The sequence below is a fragment of the Streptomyces beijiangensis genome, assembly GCF_017315755.1.
In the GTDB taxonomy this organism is placed as follows: domain Bacteria; phylum Actinomycetota; class Actinomycetes; order Streptomycetales; family Streptomycetaceae; genus Streptomyces; species Streptomyces beijiangensis.
This window is the reverse complement of the sequence record NZ_JAFLRJ010000069.1, coordinates 19906-28945: the sequence shown is the minus strand read 5'-3', so window position 1 is coordinate 28945 and position 9040 is coordinate 19906. Positions and strand designations below refer to the sequence as shown.

Annotated in this window: 6 protein-coding genes; all 6 read left to right on the top strand. The window is 70.3% G+C overall.

The features are described from left to right. Positions 1-44: 44 nt before the first annotated feature. The 6 genes from J0695_RS08210 to asnB all read left to right on the top strand — a co-directional run bounded on the left by J0695_RS08210 (position 45) and on the right by asnB (position 9032). On the top strand, positions 45-1523 hold the full coding sequence (locus J0695_RS08210; RefSeq protein ID WP_206961203.1) for a sugar transferase: 1479 nt from the start codon (positions 45-47) through the stop codon (positions 1521-1523). A 73-nt stretch (positions 1524-1596) separates the two neighbouring features. Continuing rightward, positions 1597-2913: a nucleotide sugar dehydrogenase gene (locus J0695_RS08205; RefSeq protein WP_206961202.1), complete on the top strand. Its 1317-nt coding sequence runs from the start codon at positions 1597-1599 to the stop codon at positions 2911-2913. 1 nt (position 2914) lies between these two features. Further along, positions 2915-4183, top strand: a complete 1269-nt coding sequence (locus J0695_RS08200) for a glycosyltransferase family 4 protein (RefSeq protein WP_206961201.1) — start codon at positions 2915-2917, stop codon at positions 4181-4183. Further along, positions 4180-5577, top strand: coding sequence for a Wzz/FepE/Etk N-terminal domain-containing protein (locus J0695_RS08195; RefSeq protein WP_206961200.1), 1398 nt, complete (start codon positions 4180-4182; stop codon positions 5575-5577). Before J0695_RS08200 ends, J0695_RS08195 begins: the two co-directional genes overlap by 4 nt. Beyond that, complete coding sequence (locus J0695_RS08190; RefSeq protein WP_206961199.1) at positions 5574-7094, top strand: Wzz/FepE/Etk N-terminal domain-containing protein; 1521 nt, start codon at positions 5574-5576, stop codon at positions 7092-7094. Before J0695_RS08195 ends, J0695_RS08190 begins: the two co-directional genes overlap by 4 nt. A gap of 3 nt (positions 7095-7097) precedes the next feature. Next, on the top strand, positions 7098-9032 hold the full coding sequence (asnB, locus tag J0695_RS08185; protein ID WP_206961198.1) for an asparagine synthase (glutamine-hydrolyzing): 1935 nt from the start codon (positions 7098-7100) through the stop codon (positions 9030-9032). Positions 9033-9040 lie beyond the last annotated feature (8 nt).

Here is a 9040-nt window from a genome sequence, read left to right as displayed (position 1 = left end):
TGTTGGGTGACCACGTCGTGCCGCTGGGGACCGGGGGGGACTCCGTGGGGCAGGGGAAATTAGTCGGCCCTTTTCCGTCAACGCCTGGGCGTTTGGCGGCAGGGGCGATAAGGCAGCTCGAGAATGACTGGGAGCAGCGGTACCGCCGTACCGTGATCACCAGCGATACCGTGGCCACCGCCTTGGTGGTGGCGTCCATCGGCCAGTTCTTCGGGGCCAGGGACGCGGCCAACTGGCACGAGAAGTGGGGAATTCTCGCCTTCGGCACCGAGCTCCTGGTGCTGGGAGCGCTCGCGGTGAGCCGGGCGTGGGCACCGGCCGTGCTCGGCCAGGGTGCCGAGGAATTCCGCCGCCTCGGACGCGCACTGTTCACGGCGACCGTCGTACTGGCGCTCGGCGGGATCGCCCTCACCTCGCGCAACATCAAGCTCTGGATCTTCGTCGCGATCCCCGCGATCGCGCTCGTGACCATGACCATGAGGTATCTGCTCCGCCTCTGGCTGCACAAACAGCGGAAGTACGGGCGCTGCCTGAGGCCGGTGCTCGCTGCCGGAAGTACGGCCACCGTGCGCGACCTGATCGCCCGGACCCGCAAGTTCCCGCACCTCGGCTGGCGGGTGGAGGCGGTGTGCACGCCGGACGGACTCGGCCTCGACGGTGACCGGCTGGACGACGTGCCGGTCGTCGGGCAACTCGAGGACGTGGCCAACCACGTTCGCCGCGACGGCTACAGCGTCGTCGCCGTCACAGCGGACCCGCACTGGTCACCGGACCGGCTGCAGCGCCTGGCCTGGAACCTCGAAGGCAGCGATGCCGAGATGGTCGTGGCCCCCGTGCTGATGGAGGTGGCAGGACCGCGGCTGCACGTCGACGGTGTGCTCGGGATCCCACTGCTGCGGGTCAGCATGCCGACCTTCTCCGGGGGCCGTCGGGTGATCAAGGGGGCCGTCGACCGGATGGGCGCGGCGGTTCTGCTGGTGCTTTTCGCACCGGTCCTGGTGCTCGTCGGGTTCTGCGTGCTGGTGGACAGCCGGGGCGGGGCGTTGTACCGCCAGCGCAGAGTCGGCAAGGACGGCCGCGAGTTCACCATCTTCAAGTTCCGCACCATGGTCACCGGGGCACACGGGGCGCGTGCCAAGCTCGCCGACCGCAACGAGGGTGCGGGCCTGCTGTTCAAGCTGCGCAACGATCCGCGGGTGACCCGGGTGGGCACCGTGCTGCGCCGGTACTCGCTCGACGAGCTCCCGCAGCTGCTCAACGTACTCACGGGCTCGATGTCGCTCGTCGGCCCGCGGCCTCCCCTGCCGGAGGAGTCCGCCGCCTACGGCCCGGACATACGGCGGCGGTTGCTGGTCAAGCCCGGTCTCACCGGGCTGTGGCAGATCAGCGGACGCAGCGACCTGCCGTGGGAGGAGGCGGTCCGCCTCGACCTGCGGTACGTGGAGGACTGGTCGCTCGCCCTGGACACGATGATCTTGTGGAAGACACTGCGCGCGGTGCTTCGCGGGCAGGGGGCGTACTGATGCGCGGCGACCGGCGTCCGGCCGGTGCGCGGACAGCAGGCCGCAAGGGCCTGCTCTGGGGGAGGAACGCATCATGAGAGTCAGCATTTTCGGGCTCGGTTACGTGGGCTGCGTGTCGGCCGCGTGCCTGGCCAGCATGGGGCACGAGGTCATCGGGGTGGACGTGAACCAGGTGAAGGTCGACCTGGTCAACGACGGCAAGGCCCCGGTGGTCGAGGAGAGGATCGGCGAGCTGACCGCCGAGGTCGTGCGGGCCGGGGCGTTACGCGCCACCACCGACGTCCGCGAGGCGATCCTGGGCAGTGAGATATCGCTGATCTGCGTGGGCACGCCGTCGGAGCCCAACGGCAGTCTGTGCACCACGTACCTGGAGCGGGTCACCGAGGAGATCGGCGCCGCGCTGGCCGAGCGGGGTGGGCGGCACACCGTCGTGTTCCGCAGCACCATGCTCCCGGGCACCTGCCTGAACCTGCTGGTCCCGATCCTGGAGAAGTACGTCGGCGGCACGGTGGGGGTGGATGTGGGGGTCGCGGTCAACCCGGAATTCCTGCGCGAGGGCACGAGCGTGCAGGACTTCTTCGACCCGCCCAAGACCGTCATAGGCGAGCTCGACACGGCAAGCGGCGACGCGGTGGCGGCGCTGTACGACGGTGTGCCCGGTGAGGTGTTCCGGGTGCCGGTCCCGACGGCCGAGGCGATCAAGTACGCGGACAACGCGTTCCACGGCCTCAAGATCGGCTTCGCGAACGAGCTGGGCTCGGTGTGCCAGGCGCTCGGAGTGGACTCGCACCAGGTGATGGACGTGTTCCTGGCGGACCGCAAGCTCAACATCAGCCCCGCCTATCTGCGGCCCGGCTTCGCCTTCGGCGGCTCCTGCCTGCCCAAGGACCTGCGCAGCCTGGTCCACGCGGCGCAGCGGGCCGACGTCTCGGTGCCCATCCTGTCGCACGTGCTGGCTTCCAACTCCGACCATCTGCAGCGCGCGGTGGACATGGTCGAGCGCACCGGCAAGCGCCGCGTCGGCCTGTTCGGTCTTTCCTTCAAACCAGGCACCGACGACCTCCGCGAGAGCCCGCTCGTCGAGCTGGCCGAGCGGCTCTTCGGCAAGGGCTACGACCTGCGGATCTACGACGCCAATGTGAGCCTCTCCCGGCTGATCGGGGCGAACCGCGAATACATCGAGACCCGGCTGCCCCACCTCGCCCAACTGCTCGCCGACTCGGTCGACGAGGTGTTCGAGCATGCCGAGGTGTGCCTGGTCGGGACCAAGGATCCGGCCGTCCTCTCGGCGCTGCCCCATGGCGACGGACCGGTGATCGTCGACCTCATCCGCCTTCCGGACGCCGAGGCGCGCCGGACCGAACCGGGGTATATGGGCCTTGCCTGGTGACATGGTGTTCGAAGAAACTGCCGGCGGCGACCGGCCCGGCCGGCGCGCGCTGATCCTGGTGGAGAACCTGTCGGTGCCGTTCGACCGGCGGGTATGGCAGGAGTGCATGACGCTGCGCGACGCGGGCTGGACGGTGCACGTCATCTGTCCCCAGGGCGAGAAGCGGGACACGGAGCCGGAAGCGGAGATCGACGGGGTGCGGATCCACCGCTACCCGTTGCGCGCGGCCACCGGAGGACCGGCCGGCTATCTGCGGGAGTACGGATCGGCGCTGTGGCATACGGTCCGGCTGGCCCGCAAGGTCGGCCCCGTGGACGTGGTGCACGCCTGCAACCCGCCCGACCTGCTGTTCCTGCCCGCACTGTGGATGAAGCGGCGCGGCGCGCGGTTCGTATTCGACCAGCACGACCTGGTACCCGAGCTGTACCTCTCGCGGTTCGACCGCGGCGAGGATCTGCTCTACCGCGCCGTGTGCGCGCTGGAACGGCGTACCTACCGGGCCGCGGACATCGTGCTCGCCACGAACGAGAGCTACCGCGACGTCGCGATACGCCGCGGTGGCCGGCGTCCGGAGGACGTCTTCGTGGTGCGCAGCGCGCCCCAGGTCGACCGCTTCCAACCGGTGCCACCAGAACCGGAGTTGAAGCACGGCAAGCCTCATCTGCTGTGCTACCTCGGTGTGATGGGCCCTCAGGACGGTGTCGACTACGCCTTGCGCGCCCTCGCGAAGATGCGCGACGAGCTCGGGCGGACCGACTGGCACGCCGTGTTCGTCGGTTCCGGCGATGCCTTCGACGCGATGGTGGAGTTGTCGAGCCGGCTCGGACTCGCCGGGCAGGTGCAGTTCACCGGGCGCATTCCGGACGCCGACCTGGTGCGCTACCTGTCGACGGCGGACGTGTGTCTCTCTCCCGACCCGCGCAATCCGCTGAACGACGTGTCGACCATGAACAAGGTCCTGGAGTACATGGCGATGGGCCGGCCGGTCGTCTCGTTCGACCTGAAGGAGGCGCGCGTCTCCGCCGGTGACGCCGCCGTCTACGCTCCCGACGACGACGAGGCCCAATTCGCCGCGCTCATCGTGCAGTTGCTGGACGATCCGGAGCAGCGGGCCAAGATGGGCAGGATCGGCCAGGAGCGGATCAGCGGGCCGCTCGCCTGGCGGAACTCGCAGGCCTCGCTGCTCGCCGCCTACGCCGCCGCCTGCCGGGACCACACTCCGGTGAAGACGGGCGGCCGGCTCCGTACGGGGAAGAGGCGGCGCAAGTGAGCGACGACATGATTCGCCTGGTCACGATCGGGCGGATATTCCGTTGGCGGTGGCGGTTTCTCGCCATCGTCGCCGTGGTGGGCGCGCTCGTCGGCTACGGCGCCTCGGTGGTGTTCCCGCCGCAGTACACCGCGTCGGCATCGGTACTTCTGCCGGGGCAGTGGGAAGAGCGCCAGCTGTTGACCCAGGTGGATATCGCGACCAGTTCGACCGTGGTCGACCGTACGGCTGCCAAGCTCGGATGGAGCGGCGTCAGCGGCAGCGAACTGCGGGACCTGGTGAGTGCGAAGGCCGCTGACGGGAACATCATCACGATCTCGGGTACGTCCGGAACTCCGGAGCGCGCGCAGCAGCTCTCCGACCTGCTGGCCAAGGAATTCGTCAGTTTCGCCACGCGCCTCGCAGGCGGAAGCGCCGGCTCCACAGCGACTACGGGCCTCGATGACCTGCGGCAGCAGGTGGTGGAGACCAACCGCCGCATCAGCGAGCTGGCCAAGGCGTCCGATCCGGGGCAGAGCGTGGAGAGCGTCCAGGCCCGCACCGCGCTCGAGAAACTGAGCACCTCGCTGGCAGAGGCCATGACGAAACTGAACGAGGCCGACCCGGCGACCGCGAAGGCAGGCATGGCCGTCATGGGTCCTGCGGCCCGGCCGACCGGCGAGGCGCCGCCGACGAGGATGCAACTGGTCGTCGGCGGGGCGCTGTTGTTCCTCCTGCTCGGGGTCGTCGGCCATCTCGTCGCCGCACGGATGGATCGCCGGCTGCGTACGGAACCGGAAATCGCCGCGGCCCTGGGCTCGGCCCTCCTGGGCACCGTCGAGGTGCCTGAGGAACGGCACGCGCACCGGCCGCGGGACGGCGGCAACCGGGGCCTGTTCCGCCGGGTCCTCGGCATCGACACCCGGTGGGAGCCACGGGCCCCTCAGAGGGCGGGGGACGAGGCCGGAAGGCGGATCCGCTACGGGCGGGTGTGTGCTCGCATACAGGACCGACGTCCGCACCCCCGGCGCCTGTTGACCGTCGTACCGCAGGGAGACGAGATCGCGCTGCGGGCCGCGGAGCAGCTCGTCGCCGTGGCCGAGAACGATCCTTCTCCGAGCTCTTCGAGCGGGGAACGCCCCATGCTGCGGGTGGTGGAGGTGTCGGTGGACCGGCCGACCGTGCCGGACCGCGACACCGAGTCAGGTGCCCTCGTCGTCCTCAGCGCGGGCAGCTGGACCGCGGAGGAGCTCTCCGGTATCGCCGAAGCGTGCGCGGACGCCAGGCACGAGGTCGTCGGCATCGTCGTCGCCGACAGGGTCCGGGCCCTTCCGGCACGCTCTGCCGGACCTCCCGCGGACGACGCCGCTCCAGCACTCGCTGCGCGCGGCAGGGCGACGGGAGGTTCGGCGTGACGACGAACAAGACGGCGGAGTCGTCGGCAGCCACTCCGCTCTTCGACCTGCAGGGACTGGTGGTCGCCGTACGCAGGCGCCGCCGGCTCTGGTGCGCCATGGCGCTCCTGGGCCTTCTGGTCGGGGCGGCGGTGGCGGTCCTGATGCCCCCTCCGCCCACTGCGGTGATCAAGGTGCTGATCGCGCACAAGGAGGACCAGGCGAACGACACCGGAACGCTGATGCGCACCGACGTCCAGTTGCTGGGGACGACACGGATCGCGGGGAAGGCCCTCCAGGCCCTCAAGTCCCCGGAAAAGCCGGAAGACTTCATGCGGGACTACCGGGGAACCGGCCTGACCAACAACCTGCTGCAGATCGATGTGACCGCTGACAGCGACGAGGAAGCGGTGGCCGGGGCCAAGGCGCTGGCCGACGCGTTCGTCGCGGACCACGTGGGACGGATGCTGGAAACGGCGAAGGCCGAATCCAAGGCCCTGCTCGACCAGCGTGACCGTATGCGGAACGAGCTCGCCCAGGTCAACGAGGCGATCGGATCCCAGACGTCGGCGAGCGACCCGACAGCGTCGGCGGGCCTCGAGTCGCTGTTCGCCCGCCGCGCCGAACTCAACTCACGGATCTCCGACTTCGACCTGCGCGCCGCGGACGCGCGCACCGGCACGCCCGACGTCATCGCCGGCACGCAGATCGTGGACGCCGCGCGTGCGGTGAGGCACTCCCTGCCGAAGGCCGTTGGCACCAACGCCGCGATCGGGCTCGTCCTCGGACTCGTCCTCGGCCTCGCGGTGGCCGCGGTCGGCACAGTGGTGGCGGACCGCCCGGTGCTGCGCCGGGACATCGCGGCGAACCTGGGCGCCTCCGTCATCGCGGAGCTGCCCCGGCGGTCCGGCAGGCCGTGGAGGCGCCGGCGGACCAGGAAGGCGCGCGAACGCCTCACCACGACCCTGGCCCGCATCGTGCGCGGCTCGGGGGAACCGGTGTCGCTGCTGGAACTCGGCTGTGCGCGCAGCGCGAGCACGATCGCCCTGAACGTCGCCGGGGCACTGGCGGCGGACGGGCCGACGATGATCATCGACGGTCTGCCCGGCGCGCAACTCTCCAAGCGCCGACCGAAGTCGGGAGACCTCACCGTGGTCAGCGGAGAGCCTGCCGCGGCCGTCCCGCTCAAGGAGCGCCGGATCGGCGTCGGCTCGGTGGCGCCCGGCACGGCATGGACCGATCTCCAGTACCTCGGTTCACAGACCGTGCTCGTCGTGCGGGCCGGGCGCGGCAGCGCCGCATGGCTGCACACCGTGGCGCGGCAGCTCGCGGACCAGCGCATTCCGGTGATCGGCGTGGTGCTGATCGACCCCGACCCGCGTGACCGGACCGACGGCACGCTGTGGGACGGACTGCACACCGCGCTGCGCGGCCGGAGCGTGCGGCCGGAACAGCAGAACGGGACGGCCCAGCGGCGGGCGGAGCGGCAGCCGATGTGGGCCACAGGGGTCCCGGACAACGACCAGGAGGCGTGGTAGCGCATGTGTGGCATCGCAGGTACGTACCGATGGCCTGACGGGAAGGCCGTGACCGACCGGCTCACCGAGACCCTCGCCCACCGCGGCCCGGACGGGGCGGGCCGCTACGGCCACCGGGTCGGCGACGGCGAAGTGCAGCTCGGGCACCGCCGGCTGGCCATCATCGACCTGTCCGAGACCGGCGCCCAGCCGATGGTCAAGGACGGCCTCGCTCTGACGTACAACGGCGAGCTGTACAACGCGCCCGAGCTGCGAGTCGAGCTGGAAGCCGCCGGGGTGCGTTTTCGCGGTACGTCCGACACCGAGGTGGTGCTCGAGGCCTGGCGGCGCTGGGGAACCGACTGCCTGCCCCGGCTGCGCGGCATGTTCGCGTTCGGGATCTTCGACGAGCGCACCGGCGAACTGACGCTCGCCCGGGACCAGTTGGGCATCAAACCTCTGTTCCTGCTCCGGCGCGGCGGGGGTCTGGCGTTCGCCTCCGAGCTCAAGGCGCTCGCCGCCGCGACCGGCGGAACGCTGGAGGTGGACCACGCGGCGATGGTGGCCTCGCTCCTCTACTACTGGGTGCCCGACTCGCGGTGCGCGTACCGCGAGGCGGAGAAGCTGCAGCCGGGGAGCTGGCTGCGGTGCCGGCCCGACGGCCGGGTGGACCGCGGCCGGTACTGGCACCTCAAGGACGTCGCCGCGGAGGGCCGGGCACGGGCCCTGGCCGGTGAACAGCCGGACCTGGCCGCAGTCGTCGAGGAGTCGACCCGGCGCCACCTGCTCTCCGACGTCCCCGTGGCGACCTTCCTCTCCGGCGGGCTCGACTCCAGCTGGCTGACCGCGCTGGCGGCCCGCGACCGGCCGGGGATCTCCGCGTACACGATCGGATTCCGCGCCGAGGACGCCAAGTTCGAGGCGATGCCGGACGACCTGCGCTACGCCCGGCAGGTCGCCGAGCAGTTCGGCGTCGACCTGCACGAGATCGAGATCGCCCCGAACGTGCTCGATCTGCTGCCGCAGATGACGCACCACCTGGACGAGCCGATCGGCGACCCCGCCGCGATCAACACCTTCCTCATCTGCTCGGCAGCCCGGGAGGCCGGCGTCAAGGTGATGCTCTCGGGCATGGGCGCCGACGAACTGTTCGCCGGATACCGCAAACACCTCGCCAACGTCCTCGCCCTGCGCTACCAGCGCGTCCCGCGGCCCCTGCGGCGCGGACTGTCCAGGACGGTGGACCGGCTGCCGGTCGCCACATCCCGCCGGGGATACCGCTCGGTGCGCTTCGCCAAGCGGTTCCTCTCCTTCGCCGATCTGCCGGAGGAGACCGCGTTCCGGCGCAGCTACACGATGTACGACCAGGACGAGCTGCTCGCGCTGGTCGATCCGGACCTGGCCGGGACGGTCGACGACGTACTGACCGAGCATGCGGACGTCTACCAGGACAACGAACTCGACGACTTCGTCAACCGCATGTGCCTGGCCGACGCCCGGATGTTCCTGCCGGGCCTGAACCTCGCCTACACGGACCGCTCCAGCATGGCCGCGTCGACAGAGGTCCGGGTGCCGTACGTCGACGTCGAGGTGGTGAAGGCGGCGTTCGCCGTGCCAGGGGATCGCAAGATCGTCGGACGACAGGGCAAGGCAGCCCTCAAGGAGGCGGCCACCTCGATCCTGCCCCGGGAGATCGTCTACCGGCCCAAGGGCCTGTTCAGCGCCCCGCTGCGGGCCTGGATGAGCCGGGATCTCGCACCGCTGGTGCGCGAGGTGATCAACGACGGTGAGCTCGTCCGATCCGGGTTCCTGCGCCGCGACGCGCTGGCGCGGATGGTCGCCGAGGACGCCTCCGGGCAGCGGGACTTCTCCAAACATCTGTGGCATGTGCTGACCCTCGAGTACTGGTACCGCGGCGCGATCTCCCAGTCGGGCCAGAACTCTTCCTTGACGGCGTAGAGAACAAG